The organism is Streptomyces sp. NPDC051173, assembly GCF_040689515.1.
In the GTDB taxonomy this organism is placed as follows: domain Bacteria; phylum Actinomycetota; class Actinomycetes; order Streptomycetales; family Streptomycetaceae; genus Streptomyces.
Window position 1 is genome coordinate 35,391 of sequence record NZ_JBFBBD010000035.1, and the last position, 18,696, is coordinate 54,086.

Annotated in this window: 19 protein-coding genes; 8 read left to right on the forward strand and 11 right to left on the reverse strand. The window is 70.2% G+C overall.

Annotated features, from left to right (window positions below):
• Window positions 1-8: 8 nt before the first annotated feature.
• Window positions 9-1,001 (reverse strand): PhoH family protein, encoded by a 993-nt coding sequence (locus AB0435_RS19615; RefSeq protein ID WP_366007394.1) that lies wholly within the window; start codon window positions 999-1,001, stop codon window positions 9-11.
• A 100-nt stretch (window positions 1,002-1,101) separates the two neighbouring features.
• A complete protein-coding gene (locus tag AB0435_RS19620) occupies window positions 1,102-2,274 on the reverse strand; it encodes a PfkB family carbohydrate kinase (protein WP_366007395.1) in 1,173 nt (390 codons plus the stop codon).
• A gap of 70 nt (window positions 2,275-2,344) precedes the next feature.
• Here AB0435_RS19620 and AB0435_RS19625 point away from each other — a divergent pair, with 70 nt between their 5' ends.
• Window positions 2,345-3,724, forward strand: coding sequence for a 6-phospho-beta-glucosidase (locus AB0435_RS19625; RefSeq protein WP_366427512.1), 1,380 nt, complete (start codon window positions 2,345-2,347; stop codon window positions 3,722-3,724).
• A gap of 143 nt (window positions 3,725-3,867) precedes the next feature.
• Window positions 3,868-4,668 carry an HAD family acid phosphatase gene (locus AB0435_RS19630; protein WP_366427513.1) on the forward strand — a complete coding sequence of 267 codons (801 nt, stop codon included), beginning with the start codon at window positions 3,868-3,870 and terminating at the stop codon, window positions 4,666-4,668.
• Window positions 4,669-4,862: 194 nt separating this feature from the next.
• Here the strand turns inward: AB0435_RS19630 and AB0435_RS19635 are convergent, their stop codons facing one another.
• The 4 genes from AB0435_RS19635 to AB0435_RS19650 are packed head-to-tail and all read right to left on the reverse strand — an operon-like array spanning window position 4,863 to window position 8,514.
• Window positions 4,863-5,771: a ribonuclease Z gene (locus tag AB0435_RS19635; protein ID WP_366007398.1), complete on the reverse strand. Its 909-nt coding sequence runs from the start codon at window positions 5,769-5,771 to the stop codon at window positions 4,863-4,865.
• Window positions 5,772-5,786: 15 nt separating this feature from the next.
• A complete protein-coding gene (locus AB0435_RS19640; RefSeq protein ID WP_361522769.1) occupies window positions 5,787-6,146 on the reverse strand; it encodes a histidine triad nucleotide-binding protein in 360 nt (119 codons plus the stop codon).
• Between the two features lie 44 nt (window positions 6,147-6,190).
• Complete coding sequence (locus tag AB0435_RS19645) at window positions 6,191-7,282, reverse strand: tetratricopeptide repeat protein (RefSeq protein ID WP_366007399.1); 1,092 nt, start codon at window positions 7,280-7,282, stop codon at window positions 6,191-6,193.
• A complete protein-coding gene (locus AB0435_RS19650) occupies window positions 7,279-8,514 on the reverse strand; it encodes an ATP-binding protein (RefSeq protein WP_366007400.1) in 1,236 nt (411 codons plus the stop codon). The genes AB0435_RS19645 and AB0435_RS19650 overlap by 4 nt, the downstream gene beginning before the upstream one ends.
• Window positions 8,515-9,468: 954 nt before the next feature.
• On the opposite strand from AB0435_RS19650, the gene AB0435_RS19655 reads away from it, so the two are divergent.
• Window positions 9,469-10,725, forward strand: coding sequence for a glycosyltransferase (locus AB0435_RS19655; RefSeq protein WP_366427514.1), 1,257 nt, complete (start codon window positions 9,469-9,471; stop codon window positions 10,723-10,725).
• 50 nt (window positions 10,726-10,775) lie between these two features.
• Window positions 10,776-12,365 carry a phospholipid carrier-dependent glycosyltransferase gene (locus AB0435_RS19660; protein ID WP_366427539.1) on the forward strand — a complete coding sequence of 530 codons (1,590 nt, stop codon included), beginning with the start codon at window positions 10,776-10,778 and terminating at the stop codon, window positions 12,363-12,365.
• 140 nt (window positions 12,366-12,505) lie between these two features.
• On the opposite strand, the gene AB0435_RS19665 is transcribed toward AB0435_RS19660, so the two are convergent.
• The gene (locus AB0435_RS19665) at window positions 12,506-13,273 is read right to left on the reverse strand and encodes a LuxR C-terminal-related transcriptional regulator (protein ID WP_366427515.1); all 768 of its coding nucleotides are present in this window, start codon (window positions 13,271-13,273) and stop codon (window positions 12,506-12,508) included.
• The gene (locus AB0435_RS19670; RefSeq protein WP_366427516.1) at window positions 13,180-14,142 is read right to left on the reverse strand and encodes a DUF6255 family natural product biosynthesis protein; all 963 of its coding nucleotides are present in this window, start codon (window positions 14,140-14,142) and stop codon (window positions 13,180-13,182) included. The genes AB0435_RS19665 and AB0435_RS19670 overlap by 94 nt, the downstream gene beginning before the upstream one ends.
• Window positions 14,143-14,320: 178 nt before the next feature.
• Between AB0435_RS19670 and AB0435_RS19675 the strand changes: the two genes are divergently transcribed.
• The 3 genes from AB0435_RS19675 to AB0435_RS19685 are packed head-to-tail and all read left to right on the forward strand — an operon-like array spanning window position 14,321 to window position 15,608.
• Window positions 14,321-15,181: a Scr1 family TA system antitoxin-like transcriptional regulator gene (locus AB0435_RS19675; RefSeq protein ID WP_366007405.1), complete on the forward strand. Its 861-nt coding sequence runs from the start codon at window positions 14,321-14,323 to the stop codon at window positions 15,179-15,181.
• 1 nt (window position 15,182) lies between these two features.
• The gene (locus tag AB0435_RS19680) at window positions 15,183-15,371 is read left to right on the forward strand and encodes a DUF397 domain-containing protein (protein WP_366007406.1); all 189 of its coding nucleotides are present in this window, start codon (window positions 15,183-15,185) and stop codon (window positions 15,369-15,371) included.
• A gap of 36 nt (window positions 15,372-15,407) precedes the next feature.
• A complete protein-coding gene (locus tag AB0435_RS19685) occupies window positions 15,408-15,608 on the forward strand; it encodes a DUF397 domain-containing protein (RefSeq protein ID WP_366427517.1) in 201 nt (66 codons plus the stop codon).
• 151 nt (window positions 15,609-15,759) lie between these two features.
• Here the strand turns inward: AB0435_RS19685 and AB0435_RS19690 are convergent, their stop codons facing one another.
• Window positions 15,760-16,647, reverse strand: a complete 888-nt coding sequence (locus tag AB0435_RS19690) for a methyltransferase domain-containing protein (RefSeq protein ID WP_366427518.1) — start codon at window positions 16,645-16,647, stop codon at window positions 15,760-15,762.
• Between the two features lie 244 nt (window positions 16,648-16,891).
• Window positions 16,892-17,308 (reverse strand): contact-dependent growth inhibition system immunity protein, encoded by a 417-nt coding sequence (locus AB0435_RS19695; protein ID WP_366427519.1) that lies wholly within the window; start codon window positions 17,306-17,308, stop codon window positions 16,892-16,894.
• A gap of 139 nt (window positions 17,309-17,447) precedes the next feature.
• Between AB0435_RS19695 and AB0435_RS19700 the strand changes: the two genes are divergently transcribed.
• Window positions 17,448-17,861, forward strand: a complete 414-nt coding sequence (locus tag AB0435_RS19700; RefSeq protein WP_366427520.1) for a nuclear transport factor 2 family protein — start codon at window positions 17,448-17,450, stop codon at window positions 17,859-17,861.
• Window positions 17,862-17,952: 91 nt separating this feature from the next.
• Here the strand turns inward: AB0435_RS19700 and AB0435_RS19705 are convergent, their stop codons facing one another.
• The gene (locus AB0435_RS19705) at window positions 17,953-18,408 is read right to left on the reverse strand and encodes a hypothetical protein (RefSeq protein ID WP_366427521.1); all 456 of its coding nucleotides are present in this window, start codon (window positions 18,406-18,408) and stop codon (window positions 17,953-17,955) included.
• Between the last annotated feature and the right edge of the window lie 288 nt (window positions 18,409-18,696).

Sequence of the window (18,696 nt, forward strand, 5' to 3'; positions counted from 1 at the left end):
TACGCGACTTACTTTCCGTTGCGGCTGTCGTACTGCTCGTACGCGTCGACAATACGGCCGACCAGCTTGTGCCGGACCACGTCGTTGCTGGTGAGCCGCGAGAAGTGGACGTCCTCCACGCCTTCGAGGATCTCCTGGACCTGCCGCAGGCCGCTCTTGGTGCCGCCCGGCAGGTCGACCTGGGTGATGTCACCGGTGATGACGATCTTCGAGTCGAAGCCGAGGCGGGTGAGGAACATCTTCATCTGCTCGGGGCTGGTGTTCTGTGCCTCGTCCAGGATGATGAAGGCGTCATTAAGGGTCCTGCCACGCATATATGCCAGCGGCGCGACCTCGATCGTGCCCGCCGCCATGAGGCGCGGGATCGAGTCGGGGTCGAGCATGTCGTGCAGCGCGTCGTAGAGCGGCCGCAGGTAGGGGTCGATCTTCTCGTAGAGCGTGCCGGGCAGGAAGCCGAGGCGCTCGCCGGCCTCGACGGCCGGGCGGGTCAGGATGATCCGGTTGACCTGCTTGGACTGCAGGGCCTGGACCGCCTTGGCCATGGCCAGATAGGTCTTTCCGGTGCCCGCGGGGCCGATGCCGAAGACGACCGTGTGCTTGTCGATGGCGTCGACGTAGAGCTTCTGGTTGAGCGTCTTGGGGCGGATGGTGCGGCCCCGGCTGGAGAGGATGTTCTGCGTGAGGACCTCGGCGGGGGTCGCCTCCTGACCCTCTTCGTTCCGAAGCATGGCGATCGACCGTTCCACCGCGTCCTCCGTCATCGGCGCGCCCGTGCGGAGCACCAGCATCATCTCGTCGAACAGGCGCTGCACGAGGGCGACTTCACGCGGCTCCCCGGTGGCGCTGACCTCGTTGCCCCGCACGTGTATGTCCGTGGCGGGGAATGCCTTCTCGATCACGCGCAGGAGCGAGTCCCCGGAGCCCAGGACCGTCACCATGGGGTGCTTGGCCGGGACGGTGAACCGGGCGGTCGCCTGCGGCTGTGTGGGTGTCTGAGTCATGGGCCGGCTCTGGGGCCTGCTCATCCCTCTTTCCGTGTCCGTCTGGGTCTGTCTGCTGTGTCTTCAGGGTACGTCGGGGGTCCGACAGGTCAGAGGGGTTTTACGGCTGGCGGAAACCCAGCGTGGGCACCGCCCGGCGCAGCGGCCAGGGCCGGGCCGCCGCGGGCAGGATGCCGTCGAGGAAGGCGTAGCGGCGCAGGGCGGCCGGGGACTGGTCGTCGAAGGACCGCGCGTGCTTCCACCAGGCGGCGATCTCCACCCAGCCGGGCGCGGACAGTGACCCTCCGAATTCCTGTACGGACAGGGCGGCGGTCAGGCCCGCGAAGGCGAGGCGGTCGGCGAGCGGCCAGCCCGCGAGGGTGCCGGTGACGAAGCCCGCGACGAAGACGTCGCCCGCGCCGGTGGGGTCGAGCGCCTCGACCGCGATGGCGGGCACCTCGGCGCTCTTGCCCGTGGCGCTGTCGACCGCGTACGCGCCCTTCTCCCCCATGGTGACGACGGCGACCGGCACCTTCTCGGCCAGCGCGCGGGCGGCGGCGCGCGGGCAGTCCGTCCGCGTGTAGCGCATGGCCTCCTCGGCGTTGGGCAGGAACGCCTCGCAGTGCTCCAGGTCGGCGAGGTCGGCGGGGTCCCAGCGGCCGGTCTCGTCCCAGCCGACGTCGGCGAAGACCCGGCTGCCCCGGCGGGCGGCGTGTCCGATCCACTCCTCCTGCCGGCCGGGCACCAGGAGGGCGACGGCGGCGCGGGCCGGGGGCGGGCACTCGGGGGCGGGCTCCTCGGGCGGCGGCGCCTCGTGTCCGTGGGAGACCATCGTCCGCTCGCCCTCGTAGGCCATGGAGACGGTGACCGGGGAGTGCCAGCCGGGGACCGTGCGGGAGAGGCCGAGGTCGATGCCCTCGCCGCGGGAGAGGGCCTCCCAGCAGTATTCGCCGTACATGTCGTCACCGAAGGCGGCGGCGAGCGAGGTGCGCAGGCCGAGACGGGCGAGGGCGGTGGCCATGTTGGCGATGCCGCCGGGGCTCGATCCCATGCCGCGCGCCCAGGACTCCGTGCCGCGCACGGGGGCGGAGTCCAGGCCGGTGAAGATGATGTCGAGGAAGACCGTGCCGGTCAGATAGACGTCGGTCTCCGGGTCGCCCTCGGCCCGCACCTCCGCGAGCGGGTCGAGACAGGGCACGGCCGTTCCGGCGAAATTCTCCGCGCACCCACCTCCCTGCAAGCGCTCGCCGGGGAAAGCCGACTGCGGTGCCGCATGAGGCGAAATGATCGTCATGCTCGCTCGCTGCTCCTCTCACGGGTGCGGGTCCGGACAGTCTGCCCGATGCTGCGATACGTTCCGTTCCATGAGGCTGACGATTCTCGGCGGTGGCGGTTTCCGAGTGCCCTTGGTGCACCGGGCCCTGTTGGACGACGCGCGGCGCGGTACTCCCGGCCGCTGCACGGAACTCGTGCTCTACGACACCGACTCGATGCGGCTGCGGGTGATCGCGTCCGTGCTGGCGGCGCAGGCGAAGGACGTGCCGGACGCCCCGGCGGTGAAGATCGCCCGCAACCTGGACGAGGCCCTGAGCGGCGCGGACTTCGTGTTCTCCGCGATCCGGGTGGGCGGCACCGCCGGACGCGTGCGGGACGAGCGGATCGCCCTCGGCGAGGGCGTGCTGGGACAGGAGACGGTGGGCGCGGGCGGTGTGCTCTACGGACTGCGGACGATCCCCGTGGCCCTGCACATCGCCGAGCGGGTGGCGGCGGTCGCCCCCGACGCGTGGGTCATCAACTTCACCAATCCGGCGGGCATGGTCACCCAGGCGATGGCACAGGTCCTGGGCGAACGGGTCATCGGCATCTGCGATTCACCCGTGGGGCTGGTGCGCCGCGCGGCGCGCGCCGCGGGAGTCGACCCGGACCTGGTGACGTGCGACTACGTGGGGCTCAACCACCTCGGCTGGCTGCGCTCGTTGAAGGTGAACGACAGGGATCTCCTTCCTGAACTCCTGGCGAATGAAGCGGCGCTCGCCTCCTTCGAGGAGGGCAAGCTCTTCGGCCCGCAGCTGCTCCAGGCCCTGGGCACGTTGCCCAACGAATATCTGCACTATTACTACTTCCGCCGTGAGACCTTGCGTTCGGTCCTGGAGGCGGTCGAGACCCGCGGCGAGTTCCTCGACCAGCAGCAGGGCGGGTTCTTCCACAAGGCGGCCGAGTCACCCGACCAGGCGTACCGCCTGTGGGAGCGCACCCGGCTGCACCGCGAGGAGACCTACATGGCCGAGAGCCGGGCCGCGAGCGGCGGCTGGCAGCGCGACTCGTGCGACCTGGAGGGCGGCGGCTACGACCAGGTGGCGCTCGCCCTGATGCGGGCGGTCTCCCGGGACGAGCGCACGCGCCTGATCCTCAACGTGCCCAACGGGACGACCGTTCCGGCGCTGGACCCGGACGCCATCATCGAGACGGTCTGCGAGGTGGGCGCGGACGGCGCGAGACCGCTGCCGTGCGCCCCGCTGAGCGAGGACCAGCTGGGTCTGATGCTCCAGCTCAAGGCCGTCGAACGGGCGGCGATCCAGGCCGCCGTACGGCACGACCGTACGGCCGCCCTCCGCGCTCTGGTGCTGCATCCGCTGGTCGACTCCCCCGCGGCCGCGGCGCGCATCCTGGACCGCGCGACGGAGAGCGCGAAGGCGAACGGCTGGGGCCCGGCGGCCCTGCGGCAGGAGCCCACGGCGGTCTGAGACGACGGGTGCCGGGCCTCGCCCGGGGCCCGACGTCCGCGCCACCGGTCTCCGCGCGTAGAAAATCACCCTGAATACCCTTGACCGAGGACGGCCAAACCTCTAGTTTCGCGCTGCACCCACCCTGCTCACCTGGAGTCTCCGTGCAGCCCTCCCTCACGTCCAAGCGCAAGCGCGTCCGCATCGCCGCGGTCACCGCGGCCGTCGCCGTCGGCACCGGCCTCTACGCCGCGGGCGCGGCCACCGCCGACCACTCCGCTCCGCGCACGGACAAGGAGATCCCGAACCTCACCAAGGTCACCGACAAGATCAAGGCGTACTACGGCGACACCGTGGACAAGAAGGGCCAGCACTACGCCTCGCCCGACAGCAACTACGCCAAGCAGCTCGCGGACATCCAGAAGAAGGCCAAGGCCCAGCTGGAGCGCGCCGTCAAGAACAAGCCCGGCAAGAAGGGCGCCAAGCCCGCCATCGTGCTGGACGTCGACGACACCACCCTGCTGACCTACAACTACGAGCTCCAGCAGGGCTTCAACTTCACCCCCGCGTCGCAGGACGCCTACCTGAAGTCCACGGACATGGCCCCCGTCTTCGGCATGCCGCAGCTCGTCAACTGGGCGCGGTCCAAGGGCATCACGGTCTTCTACGTCACCGGCCGCGACGAGCACCAGCGCGACTGGAGCGTCCGCAACCTCAAGAACGCGGGCTACAAGGCCGCCGCCGACCCCGCGCACTTCTTCCTGAAGAACAAGAAGACGCCGCCGGCGTATCTGCCGTGCGGTGCCTCCTGCACGACGGTGGAGTACAAGTCGGGCACCCGCAAGCACATCGAGTCCGAGGGCTACGACATCGTGGGCAACTTCGGCGACCAGTACAGCGACCTGTCGGGTGGCTACGCGAAGCACACGTACAAGCTGCCGAACCCGATGTACTTCCTGCCGTAGGCGGGCTGCGTGGGGGTGCGGGTCCGTCGCGCCTGCGGCGGGCTTGTTCCCCTACCCGCCCCTTCCCGAAACTGGGGCGCGTGCCCCAGACCCCCGAGCGCGGGTCCGTTGCCGCCTGCGGCGGGAGCGGCCTGCGGCCGCGTCCTCAAACGCCGGACGGGCTGAATTGTGCGGACCGTAGCCCGCACAAACCCTCACACCCGCCGCGGCACCGCCACCCGCATCAGGTCCCGCGCCACCGTCACCTCACCCGCGAACCCCGCCCCCCGAGCCTGCCGTTCGAAAACGGCCGGGTCGTCGTAGCGCTGCGAGAAGTGCGTCAGCACAAGATGCCGCACGCCCGCCGCCGCGGCCACCGCGCCCGCCTGACCCGCCGTCAAGTGACCGTGGTCGACGGCCAGCGCGGCGTCCTCGTCCAGGAACGTCGACTCGATGACGAGCATGTCGCAGCCCTCGGCCAGCGCGTACACCCCGTCGCACAGCCGCGTGTCCATCACGAACGCGAACCGCTGCCCGCGCCGCACCTCGCTCACCGCGTCCAGGGTGACCCCGCCGAGCGCGCCGTCCCGCTGGAGGCGTCCCACGTCCGGGCCCGCGATGCCGTGTGCCGCGAGGAGGTGGGGCAGCATGCGCCGGCCGTCGGGTTCGGTCAGGCGGTAGCCGTAGGACTCGACGGGGTGCGAGAGGCGGCGCGCCTCCAGGACGTACGAGGGTGTCTCGGCCAGCACCGCGCCCTCGCCGGACACCGGCTCCTGGTGCAGTTCCACCGTCTCGCGGTAGGCCGTGGCGTACCGCAGCCGGTCGAAGAAGCGCCGGCCGCTGCGCGGGTAGTGCGCGGTGACCGGGTGCGGCACGCGGTCGAGGTTGATCCGCTGGACGACCCCGGCGAGCCCGAGCGAGTGGTCACCGTGGAAGTGGGTGACGCAGATCCGGTTGAGGTCGTGCGCCGCCACCCCCGCCCGCAGCATCTGCCGCTGCGTCCCCTCTCCGGGGTCGAAGAGCAGCCCCTCGCCGTCCCAGCGCAGGACGTAGCCGTTGTGGTTCCGGTGCCTCGTGGGCACCTGGCTGGCGGTGCCCAGGACGACGAGTTCGCGTACGGACAAGGGAGTCGCTCCGCTCTAGCCGGGAGGCCAGTTGAGGGAACGGCCGCCGAGCACGTGGGCGTGGGCGTGGAAGACGGTCTGCCCCGCGCCCGCGCCGGTGTTGAAGACGATCCGGAAGCCCGTCTCCTTGATGCCGGTCATCGAGGCCACTTCCTCCGCCGCGCACAGTATGTCGGCGGCGACCTGCGGCTCCGCTGCGGCCAGGGAGGCGGCGTCGGGGTAGTGCACCTTGGGGATGACCAGGACGTGCGTGGGCGCCTGGGGGTTGATGTCCTGGAAGGCCACCGTCGTGTCCGTCTCACGGACGACGGTCGCCGGGACCTTGCCCGAGGCAATCTTGCAGAACAGGCAGTCGGCCTGCGGTTCTCCCGCCACCGGTGGGCTCCTTGGGATCTCGTTCGGCTGATACCCAGCGGATCTTACCGGCGCCGGTTTCCACGCTTCGTCCTGGTCGCGAACGCCATGCAGGCCCCCAGCCCGCCCAGGGCGCTGATGTTGAAGACGCCGAACAGCCACTGGGGGTCCAGGCGGACCGTCAGGAGCAGGATCGAGACCAGGGTGCACCACGCCGCGCCCAGGGCGATCGCGCGGAGGGGGACGCTGCGGCGCGGCAGTTGCGCGACGGAGCCGCGCAGCGGTGCCGGGATCTTGTGCCGGAACCGGAGGAAGCAGCCGGCCCAGAGCGCGGCCATCGCCGCGATCCCGGCGAGCCGGGCGGCGAGCGGGATGTCCGGGGGCAGGTTGTGGCCGGGCTCGGACGTGTCGGTGACGATCATCGTGAAGATGGCGATGGCGAAGCACGCGAGAGCGGGCCAGCAGGCGCGGCGCATCAGCTTGCCGGTGATGAACCGCAGGTTGTGGTGGGCGTGCGAGGAGTTGGGGTCGGCGGCGAGGGCCGCCGAGACGTCGCCCAGGGCTTCGTAGAGGTCGGAGTGGGGCCGCTCGGCGGCCAGGGCCGCGAGGTTGTTGCGGGCGCTGCCATTGCCGGGGTCGAAGGTGAGCACGTGGCGCATGGCCTGCTCGCAGATGTCCTTGCGGCCCATGGAGTACGCCGCCATGTAGAGCGCGAAGTGGGCGGAGGCCAGCTCCGGCCTCAGCCGGATCGCCTCCAGGGCCGCCTCGTAGGCCTCGCCGACCCCCTCGCCGCCCGGCAGCAGGCGCAGCGCCTTCGACAGCACCACCCGCGGGATGGGCTCCTGCGGGAGCATCCGGACGCCCTCGCGGGCGGCGTCCACCGCGTCGTAGGACATGCCGGCGATCCGCAGGGCGTCGCTCCGCCGCAGGTGGGCGTCCGCCTGCTCCGGGTCCGCCCGCAGGGACTCCTCGGCGGCCCGCAGGGCGCCCTGCCAGTCGTCGGCCTGGAACCGGCAGACGGCGAGGCGCTCCCAGGCCCGGGAGTCGTCGGGCTCCCGGGCCAGGTGCTCCCTCAGGGTCTTCTCTGCCTGTTCGTAGCGTTCTATGTCGATGAGCGCCATGGCGCGGGCCACGGCGTCGGAGGTGGCGGTGCTCAAAGCATCTTCTTCCGCTTCAGATACGCGAGCAGCTCGTCGTAGGAGCCGCCCTCGTTCGCGAACTGCGCCACGTTGCGCGCCGAGGCGAACCACGGGCCGGTCGACGGCCGCACGTGGTCGAGCGCGGCGAGCAGGTCGGACATCTCGATCATGCGGGCCCGGCCGGTCCGTACGGAGTCCAGCAGCGCGCGCTCCGCGGCGGACTCGCACAGGTGCTGGAGGTCCGCGCCCGAGAACCCGTCGGTCCGCTTGGCCAGCTTCGCCAGGTCGATGCCCGCGACGGGCCGGTCCTTGAGGTGGTGGTGGAGGATGCCCTCGCGGGCGGGCTGGTCGGGCGGCAGGACGAGCAGCATCCGGTCGAAACGGCCCGGCCGGCGCAGCGCGGTGTCGACGTCCCACGGGTGGTTGGTGGCGGCGAGCACGAAGAGGCCCTCGTTGGCGCTGCCGTCGACACCGTCGAGCTCGGTGAGGAGCTGGTTGACGGTGTTGCGCATGCCCGTGTGACGCATCTGGCTGCGCTTGGCGCCGAGGGCGTCGATCTCGTCGAGGAAGAGCACGCACGGGGCGTTGCGCCGGGCGGTGTCGAAGAGCTGGCGCAGGTTGCGCTCGGATTTGCCGATCCACATGTCGAGGACGTCGCTGATGCTCACCGACATGAAGCGGGCGCCGAGCTCTCCCGCCACGGCGCGCGCGATGTACGTCTTGCCGCAGCCGGGCGGCCCGTACATCAGCAGGCCGCCGCGCAGGCTCTTGCCGTACAGCTTGCGCAGCTCGGGATTGCGCATGGGCGCGAGGAAGGCCGCCTCCAGGCGCTCCTTGACCTCGTACATCCCGCCGACGTCCGCAAGCTTGACGCTGCCGGCCTCGACCTCCCACAGGGACCCGTCGTCCGCGTCGTCGCCGTCGACGGCGAGCGGGGCGTGCGGCTCCTCCTCCTGCTCCTCCCGTACGAAGGCGGGCGGCACGACGTCGGAGAGCTCGTTCTCGGCGCGCTTCCAGTCGTACGAGGTGGGGGCGGGCGCGGCGACGGGGGGCGCGACGGCGCGGGCTATCAGCGCCTGCGCCTCGGCGTTGCCGGGTTCGCGCTGCAACGCGGCGGCGACGTGACCGATGGCGTCCTGACCGAGTCCCGCGTCGAGCAGAAGCTGGGCGAGGTGCAGACGCAGGGGCACGTCGTCGGGGGCGGCTTCGACCGCCGTACGCAGACTCATGATGAGCGGTGACTCGGACATGGCCCAAGGGTATGCCGGAGCGAGAACGAGCCATTCAGCGCGTTGGGGGCACCTCCCAGCGGTAGCTGGGGGAGTTTGAGGACAACGCGCGAAGCGTGTTGCTGGGGGTCTGGGGGCTTGCCCCCAGTTTCGGGAAGGGGCGGGTAGGGGAAAAAGCCCGCCGCAGGCGCTACTTCCCCGGCAGCGCCGACGGCGTAGGCGGCGTCGCAGACACCCCCCGCCCGGAGGGCGAACAACTCGGCGACCCCGATCCCCCCGAAGGAGGCCGCGTCGGCCCACCGGACAAACCGGAAGACGGCGAACCGGACACACCGGAAGACGCCCGCGAGCAATCCCCCAGCACCGACACCACGAACACCGTCCGCCCGTCCACCTTCGCCGTCAACCGCCCCCTCACACACGCGTCGCCCGACATGCCCGTCACCCGCCCGAAAACGATGATCTTCCCTCCGCCCCCGGTCCGCCCCTCGCAGTCGACCCCGATCGCCGTGACCGGCCGCGGCGACCCCTTGTCCGTGACGCCGCCGTCCTCCGCCTTTCCGGTACACGAGAGCCAGCGCACGTAATAGCCTTCACCCTTCAGCTCGTCCGTGGCCCGCTTCCCGGTGGCGACGGCGACGGTGATCGCGTCGAGGCCGCCGTCACCGGTCGGCTCGCAGCCGGTGAGGGCCAGCAGTGCCGGGCCCATGAGCGCCGCGGCTCCCGCCGCGCACAGCAACCGCCGGCCCCGAATGCGCCTCAATGCACCCATAGAGGGCAGCTTCCCACTCCCGGCCGCCGGGCGGAAGTGGGTCCGTCCGTAAGGTGGCGATCCGTCAACTTCCCTTCACCGCCCATTAGTTCGGGGGCTCGGCTTTCACCCGTTCCCCGTCGCGTCCGCGCCCACCGCCCGTACCCTCTCGTGCGAATGGTGCGAATGGGGAGCCACGAAAAAGGTAATGCGGGGGGACTTCGTTGCTCACGTCCGTTGTCGTCGGTGCCGTGTCCCTGACGCTGTTCTGGATGGCCGCGTTCACGCTGTGGTGGCAGATGCACGCCTGGCGCACGCCCGAGACGCTCGCGGCGACCCGTTTCGAGCAGCCGAGCGGTGACACGGCCCTCAGCTTCTCGCTGCTGCTGCCCGCCCGGCACGAACAAGCCGTGCTCGAACCCACCGTCAGACGGCTGCTGGAGTCCACGCACACCCGGTTCGAGATCCTGGTGATCGTCGGGCACGACGACCCGGAGACCGCCGCGGTCGCCGAGCGCGTCGCGGCCGCGGCCCCCGGGCACGTGCGCGTGATCGTCGACACCCACGCGAAGAAGAACAAGCCCAAGGCGCTGAACACCGCGCTCCCCCACTGCCTCGGCCACGTCGTCGGGGTCTTCGACGCCGAGGACCAGGTGCACCCGGCGCTGCTCGCGCACGTCGACCACGCCTTCCGCGCGACGGGCGCGGACGTGGTGCAGGGCGGCGTCCAGCTGATCAACTTCCACTCCAGCTGGTACAGCCTGCGCAACTGCCTGGAGTATTTCTTCTGGTTCCGCAGCCGCCTGCACCTGCACGCGCAGAAGGGCTTCATCCCGCTGGGCGGCAACACCGTCTTCGTCCGCACCGACGTGCTGCGCGAGGCCGGCGGCTGGGACCCCGACTGCCTCGCGGAGGACTGCGACCTCGGCGTACGGCTGTCGAGCAGGGGCCGGCGCGTGGTCGTGGCGTACGACTCCGAGATGGTCACCCGCGAGGAGACGCCGGACACCCTGCTGAGCCTGCTCAAGCAGCGCACCCGGTGGAACCAGGGCTTCCTCCAGGTCTACCGCAAGCGGGACTGGCGGCGGCTGCCCACGTTCGGACAGCGGATGCTGGCCCGCTACACCCTGATGACGCCGTTCATGCAGGCGTTCACGGGCGTCATCATCCCGCTCAACGTCGTGGTGACGTTCCTCCTGCACGTCCCCGTCCAGGTCGCCGTGCTGACCTTCCTGCCGGCCGTCACCGCCTTCGTCACCTTCGTCTTCGAGGTCGTCGGGCTGCACGACTTCGGTGTGCAGTACGGGCTGCGCGTGCGCCTGCGGCACTACCTCAAGCTGATCGCGGGCGGGCCCTGCTACCAGCTGCTGCTCGCCGGGGCCGCCCTCCGCGCGGTCTGGCGGGAGCAGCGGGGCCGCGACGAGTGGGAGCTGACCCAGCACGTAGGCGCGCATCTGATCCGAGAGGACGTCACTTCTTGACCCCGCTTGCCGCGTCCGCCCCGCCCGTCACCCCCTTCCGGCCGCCGCCCGTGCTCCGGCGCCCGCACGCGGTCGTCAGACCGGTGCTGCGGCTGCGCCGGTCCGTGCCGGACCTCGTGCTGTGCGGGCTGCTGCTCGTCGTGATCGTGCTGGTGCAGGGCCGGAACATCACGGGCTACCCCTCCCTGAGCGACGACGAGGGGACGTATCTGGCGCAGGCGTGGGCCGTCCAGCACGGCAAGGGGCTCGCGCCGTACACGTACTGGTACGACCATCCGCCCCTGGGCTGGCTCCAGCTCGCGGTGCTGACGGCGGTGCCCTCGGTCGTCGCGCCGGATCTGATGTCGGTCGCGCCGATGCGCCACGCGATGCTGCTGGTGTCGGCGGTGAGCGCGGTACTGGTGTACGTGCTGGGGCGGCGGCTCGGGTTGCAGCACTGGGCGGCGGGGCTGGCCATGGCGCTCTACGGGCTGTCGCCGCTGTCCGTCGTCTTCCAGCGGGAGATCTTCCTCGACAACATCGCCGTGATGTGGATGCTGCTGGCCTTCTGCCTGGCGGCCTCCCCGCAGCGGCACCTGTGGCACCACTTCGGTGCGGGCCTGGCGGCCGCGATCGGCGTGCTGTCGAAGGAGACGATCCTGATCGTGCTGCCCGCGCTGCTGCTGACGCTGTGGCGCCACAGCCACCGCGCGACCCGTAAGTTCGCGGTCACGGGCGCGGTGCTGGCCTGCGCGCTGACCGGCCTGTCGTATCCGCTGTTCGCGCTGCTCAACCACGAACTGCTGCCCGGGCCCGGCCATGTGTCGCTCGTGGAGGGCGTCACCTACCAGATGAGCCGGGCGGGTTCGGGCTTCCTGCTCTCCCCCGGTTCGGCCGCGCACCGGGTGCTGGACTCCTGGCTGTACTACGACCGGGCCCTGCCGCTGGGCGGGCTGCTCGCCGCGGTCCTGCTGCTGGTGTGCGTGCGCCGCTCCGTCACCGGCCGGGCGCTCGCGGGGCCCGCGGTGGCCGTGCTGCTGCTGGCGGCCGTGGCCCTGCGGCCGTCCGGCTACCTCCCCGCGATGTACGTCGTCCAGGCGCTGCCCTTCCTGGCCCTGACCCTCGCCGGGGTGGCCGCGGCGGTCGCGTGCGCGCTGCTGCGCACGCGGCCCGGCTTCTGCCGCCGGTGGTACCCGGCGCGCTGGACGGCGGTCGTACTGCTGGCCGCGGCGGCGGTCGCGTACGCCGGGCCGCGCTGGTACGAGGGCACGCGCACGGAGCTCACCGCCGACGTCAACCGCCCTTACCGCGCGGCGGCTTCCTGGCTGCGGGACCGGGACAAGGTGCCCTGTCCGGGCCGTACGCGCGTGCTCACCGACGACGCGGTCTGGCTCGACCTCGTGCACGCCGGCTACCCGCCGCGTACCGGCGCCGTCTGGTTCTACAAGGCCGATCTGGATCCGGCGGTGGCGAAGTCCCTGCCGCACGGCTGGCGGGATGTCGACTACGTGGTCACGACCCCGACCGTCCGACGCGACGCCCCGTCGCTGCCCACGGTCGACGCCGCCCTGAAGCACTCCGCGCCTGTCGCCGCCTTCGGCAAGGGCCCGTCCCGGGTCGAGATCCGCCGGGTGGACCGGGTGCGGGAGCGGTCCCGCTGACCGGTATCCGCTCTGGGGGTCCCGCCCGGCCGGCGGGAGTCCGCCGACGCCGAATCCCCCGCGGTCGGCGTCGGCGGCTCCACCTCTGCTTCCGAGCCTGACGAAGGGGGCCGGACCCCGCCATAGGAAAGTCTTCCTAGTCACATGACGAGGCCGGAGCGGCGGGCCAGCGATACGGTGGAGACGCGGTTGTTGGTGCCGAGCTTGCGGTAGATCTTCTCCAGGTGCCGGTTGACGGTGTGCGGGGAGATGGTGAGGCGCCGGCCGATGACCTCGGCGGTGAGGCCCTCGGCGAGCAGCCCGAGCACGGTGAGTTCGCGGGGCGTCAGCCCGTGGCTCTCGATCTGCCGCACAGGTTCGGTGGCCGCCGCCAGCGCGTCGCGCAGCCGCTGCTGCTCCCGCATGTTCCGGTGCGCGCTGACGAGCAGTGGCTGGATCCGCTGCGCGAAGGCGAGCTCGCGTCGGCCGAAATCCCCGAGCCGGCCCAGCGAGACGACGCGCAGGACCCCGGGTTCCCCCGGCAGCGGCAGCCCCAGCTGCTGGGTCGTGCCGTAGTCCCGGCGGGCCTCGGAATACCACTGCGAGTGGCGCCACTTGTCGCAGATCTCGCTGACGATCGCCGGGCTCTGCTGCCCGGCGGCCATGTACGAGATCATGGGGTGCCGCTGCACCACCCGCCGCCGGATGACGTGCTCCGCCGCCTCCCCGATCGACCCCGGCGCCCACCCCAGCGCCCGCCCGCTCCGCTGCGCCGTACGGATCTCGGCGAAGATCACCGTCCCGCAGTCGAAGGCGCTGTGGAGATGCTCCGATATCAGCCGCCCTGACGCCGCCGGGTCGTCGCTCTCGAGTACGGCGACGACGCGGTCGAGCATGCGCTCGTAATCCTGGCTGTGGAACTGCGACATCCTCCGAGCATGTCGCCCATGGCGGGAAAGGGACGCGGCGGGGGGTGGGTTTCGGTCACGGTACGGCGCGTCGGCCGTGCGATGTGTGGGATCTGGTGAGCCGCCGCGCGGTCGGCCTCGTGGCGGTGGCGGGGTTTCGGGGTGATCCATTGCGGGAGGCCCGGCGGGCGCAGGGACGCGTAGTCCGCGAAGCGGCGGGTGCCGCACGTATCGCAGCTCGACGCGCTTCCGTCCCGCGTCCATCCCGACCGGTGTGCGCAGTTCCTCACCACGTGCCCCCGTTCAGGAGGTGCGCGTTCCGGAAGTGCCTGCGGACGGCGATCGTCGCCTCCTCCACCGCCCGCCGCGCGGCGCCCGACGCGACCACCTTCCGGCGTACGGCCTCCAGCCCGGCGCACTCGCCGCAGCCGACGGGCGACGGGCGACGGATTCTTCCGCACCGGGCGCCCCTCGGAGTCCAGCTCGAACCACAGCACCTTGCCGCCCGCGTCACCCCGGTCGCTCCCCCACGCGCTCGCCAACACCCGCACGAGCCACAGCCCCCGCCCACCGTCACCCTCCGCCCCGCCGCGCGTACCGGAGGCGGCCCCGCCGAAGAGCGCAGGAACCCTCGGACAGGTGTCCCACACGCTCACTCGCAGGTGATCCCCTTCCTCCCCGTCCACGCGCATCGAGGACGGGCCTTCCGTGTGCACGTACGCGTTCGTGACCAGCTCTGACGCCAACAGCTCGGCGGTTTCGGCGAGTTCCGGCATGCCGTGCCCGTGGAGTACGGAACGGAGGGTGGCACGGGCGATTCCGGGGGCGCGGGGGTCGCGCGGCAGTTCGAGGGTGTAGGTCCAGGGGTGCGGTTTGGCTACGGTGTCCACGGAAGTCTCCTGGCGGGAGGTGGAGTTGGATCACGTCGGCGCGAACGCGGCGTCGAGTGGTGTGGCTCACACGGTAGCGTCACGGTCATAAATTATTTAGCCGTAGAGGCTGAAGAGTTGCAGTTCCCACCCATGTGGGTGACCGATACTCACTACGTACGACAGAGAGGGACCGCACATGCCGGTGAGGGGCAGCTCGACCGTTCGCCAACTCCGACTGGGCGCCGAGTTGAGGAAGTTGCGTGAGCGTGCCGGACTGACCTCAACGGCAGCCGGACGGCTGCTCGGCACCAATCAGGCACAGATCAGCAATATCGAAGCGAGCCGTTTCGGGGTGAGCGCAGATCGCGTACGCGCGCTGGCGCACAACTACTCGTGCTGCGACGAAGCCCTGATCAACGGCCTCATCAGCATGACAGGGGAACGGAAGCGGGGGTGGTGGGAGGAATACCGGGACATCCTCCCCGCAAGCCTGCTGGACCTGGCCGAACTTGAACACCACGCGACGGCTCTCCGGGCAGCCTATGTCGCGCACCTTCCCGGACTGTTGCAAACAGCGGAACACGCACGCGAGATCTTTCGCCAGGTCGTGCCGCCACTCTCACCTCCCGAGGTGGAGCACCGCGTATCCCACCGGATCAAGCGGCAAGCGGTGCTCTACCGAAGCGACCCAACGCCGTACACGGCAATCATCCACGAGGCAGCTCTACGCATGCGCTTCGGCGGACCCTCCACCTCTCTCCAGCAGCTGGAACACATCATCAAGATGTCCGACTGCGACCACGTCACCGTGCTCGTCATCCCGTTCGACGCCGACTCGTTCCCGGGGTCCGGCCAATCGATCCTTTACGCCGCGGGACCAGTAACCCAACTCGACACCGTTCACCTTGACACCGAGCACGGCTCCGAGTTCCTCGACGCAGCAGCCCAGTTGGAGAAGTACCGCGTCGTGCTCGATCGCATGGAAGCCGTCGCGCTCCCAGAAGGCGCATCGCGCGACCTGATTCAGAACATCGCCCAGTCCTTGAAAGGGGAATGACGTGACCGGTCGCGACTGGCAAAAGTCATCGTTCAGCGGCGAAGGGGACGCCTGCATCCACCTGGCCGCCGCCCGTGCCGACACGGTCTACCTCTACGAAAGCGACGCTCCGGAGACGGTCCTCACCACAACCTCCGGCAGACTCCGCCACTTCATAGCCGGGATAAAAGCCGGGAGCTTCAACCGCTGACTGCCAGCGACTCACGAATCCCGGAGGGTCGCCAGCATGCCCGCACTCAACTGGCAGAAATCCTCATACAGCGAGGAAGCGTCGTCCTGCGTCTATATCGCCGCGACCCCGACCGGCGCGATCCACCTCCGCGAAAGCGACGACCCCGCCACCATCCTCACCACCACCCCCGCCAGGCTCCGCCCCCTCCTATCCGCCATAAAAACCGGCAGGATGAGCCATCCCACACCTGGATGACGGCGCGAACACCGGGCCCCGCGAGCAGATACTGGACGGCCAGGGCCCGGGCCGCCGAGGCCCAAGGCGAGATCGACGCCCTCGCCACAGTGGCCGAACAGGCAGCTGCCGACGGGGCGACCGGGCGCCCCGATCGCCCCCCCGGCCACGGCTACGGCTTGTGCGCGACGACCGCGACGGAGTCGAGCAGATCGATCTCCTGCCGGATCCGCTCCCGCTCGCTCCACTCCTTGACGAACTCCCGGGCCGCTTCCGGGTGCAGCTCCTTCAGCGCCTCCGGGTCGCTGACCAGGCCCGCCCAGTACCGGTACCAGCCCTCCCACGTCCGGTCGCGGACCGAGGTCACGTCCGGATCGGTGAAACCGGCTTCGATGAGCTGCCGCGCGTAGGTCCGCCGGTCGTACCAGTTGGCGTCGGGCACGCTGTACCTGTACAGGCTGAGGCGGTTGGTCCTGAAGGTGCTGCGCGGGGTGTCACCGCTCAGCGGGATGGTGTCGATGGCGGCCAGGGTGCCACCGGGCTTCAGTACACGCAGCGCCTCCTTGAAGAAGGTGCTGCGAGGGTGGAAGTGCAGGGCGGAGTCCAGGGCGACGACGCGGTCGAACCTGCCGTTCTCATAAGGGAGTTCGGTGGCACTGCCGACGCGGAACTCCGCCCGTTCCTGAAAGCCCTCCGCCTCGGCCTGCGCGCGGGCGCCCTCGACATGGCGAGGCGTCACTTCCAGCCCGTGCACCCGGTGGATCAGGTTTCCGCGTAACCAGGCGAAGTCCTGTTCCCCGTAACCGAATCCGACGTCGAGAACGGTGTCGTCCGGCCCGAATCCCGCGATGTCGGCGAGCTTGAGGGCGAGGTCCTCGCCGGCCCGGTCCGGATCCGCGGTGCCGTCCTCCCAGTAGCCGATGTTGATATACCGGGTGGCACGGTGCCTGAACTGCCTGTCAGGATCGGCGAGTTCGTAGATTCGTCTGACGCGGGTGTCCGGATCGGCTGTGGTGACGGCCTGGACGGCCTTGCCGAACGACTGCACTTTTCTCAGCATGACGAACCTGCCCTTCGTGGAGGATTCAGGGACTCGCGCGGCGGCTGAACGCGTCGGGGACGGCGGAGCACCGGCCGCCGGCTGGATGGCAGGGCGCCGTTGCGGCTGCCCGCCTGTTTCCAGCAGAGCCCATTCCGTTTATGGAAATCCGTAGTCCTGCCAGGGTGGTTGGGTGGCACATCCAGCCATGGCTCGTTTCCGTCGCATTCTCCAGCGTTCGCGTCCTCATCCAGCAGACCTGCGACTACATCGACGCCTGGAACGGATCCCCGCGGCGGAACCGGTCGATCTCCGGCCGCAGAGCGGGAGAGAGCGCGGCCGCCTTCGGCGCGATCGCGCGAAGTTCGCTCGCGAGCTCGGGGAATTCGGCCCATACGGACGGCTCTCTGGTGACGACCGCGGCGAGAAGGTCACCCTCGTACATGTCGCCTTCCGCGAGCGGATTCTCCCTCAGCACCTTCATCGCCAGCGGCAGAAGGCAAGGCAGCCCCACGTCCTGCCGGATGAGTACGCGCAGTTCCTCGACGGTCAGCGAGCCGATCGGCCGTCGCCGCAGCGCGTGCACCGTCGCGACAAGGCGGGTCGCGTCCGCCGCCGGAGCCGGCCAGCGGTCGCTTTCGAGTTCATCGAGGGACCGGTCGGGATTCGTACGCCGTGCCACCCGCCGATTGTCGCGCATTGATCGCCGTTCGTGATGACTGCGTGTGCGGGTTGCGCCTTGGCCGGTGCCGCGGGCGCGGCTTGACTTGGGGTCGGGCAGAAGGACAGCCCGGCTTCTACGGAAAGAATGGGACCACCTCATGACCAGCGAACCCAAGGACGTGGTGCGGCGCTACTTCGAGGCGCTGGCGGCCGGCGATCAGGATGTCATCCGGGATTCCTGGGCGGAGGACGGGAGTTGCTGGTACGCCGGGGACCTGCCGATCTCGGGGACCTGGCAGGGCCGGGACCAGGTGATCGACGGATTCCTGGCGACCGCCTTCGCCCACCTGGACCCCGACCGGGAGATCGGCGTCCGCGTCACCAATGTCTTCGGCGAGGGCGAGCAGGTATTCGTCGAGTGGGATTCGTGGGCGACGGGGAAGACCGGCAGGGCGTACGACCAGAAGAACAGCGGCGTCTTCGTCGTACGCGACGGAAAGATCGCGGCCATGCGCGAATACGCCGACACCCAGCACTGGGAGCGCGCGCTGGTCGCCGCCGAACCGGCCTGAATCACGGGGCCTGCGGCCCGCGGGTGGAGCGCCTTCCGGTGCCGTGACGAGGTGGGCGGTGTGGACCGCCCACCTCGGTGGGGCTGCCGGATCAGGCGTGGGGGTGCCTGGCGTGCGCCGGCTTCGCTCGCAGCCTCTTGGCGTGTGCCTTCTTGGGGTGCCACCTCTTGGTGTGCGCCCTCTTGACGTGCGGGGACTTGGTGTTCGGGGTCTTGACCTCCGACTTCCTGGCCTGGGGCTTCTTGACCTCCGGCTTCCCGGCCTCCGGCTTCTTGGCTTCCTGCTTCTTGGCTTCCTGCTTCTTGGGCTGTGCCTTCTGGACCTTGCCCTCATTGCCCAAGGGCTTCTTGATCCAGCCCTTCTTCACCAACTCGTCGCAGTGCCACTTCGCGTGGGCCGCGCTCTCTTTGTTCTGCTTGGCGGCGTTGATGCAGTCCGCGTACGGGAAGGGCGGCTGGTCGGCACGGGCTCGCGGGTGGGCCACGGCGGCGGCCGGGGCGGCGCCCGCACCACCGATCAGAAGGGCCGCGGCCAGGGCGATACTCATCCGGCGCACAGAACTTTTCCTCTCATTCGGGACGACTCCGCCGGTTCAACGAGCCGGTTCGCCCTCGGAAACGAGACTGTTCGCGATCGTCCGGCCTCCACCCCTACTCCAGCGGCGAGGCCGCGAAGCTGATCACAGGTCCGTCGTCCGTGTCATCCACGATCACGTCAAAGGTTCTGTCCGGGGTACGCCGTCGACAATGCCGCACGCCAAGCGTTTCCGACGGTATCCGCGATGTCCTAGCCCTCGGCCCACGACTTGATCTCGGAATACTCGGCAGGATCCATA